1 protein-coding gene is annotated in these 265 nt (G+C 64.5%); it reads left to right on the plus strand.

What is annotated here, in order from left to right:
• Positions 1–21 precede the first annotated feature (21 nt).
• On the plus strand, positions 22–265 hold a 244-nt coding region (locus tag AC0L3U_RS39525), incomplete at its 3' end, for a nitroreductase family protein (protein WP_473365139.1).

The raw sequence follows: 265 nt of genomic DNA on the forward strand, positions 1-265 counted from the left end.
GAAGTACTGGTAGCAGCCCTGATGGATGATCGCGAGCGGCATATTTTCGGCCGTCGTACGTTGCCGGAAATGGACATGGCTTCCTTGTCCTGCGCGATTCAGAACCTGTGGCTGGCGGCCCGCGTCGAGGGGTTGGGCATGGGCTGGGTTTCGCTGTTCGAACCCCAGGCCCTGGCCGACCTGCTGGGTTTGCCGGCGGGTGCCAAACCGCTGGCGGTGCTGTGCCTGGGGCCGGTCGCCGAGTTCTATCCGGCACCGATGTTGC

The organism is Bradyrhizobium sp. Kon69 (assembly GCF_055807515.1).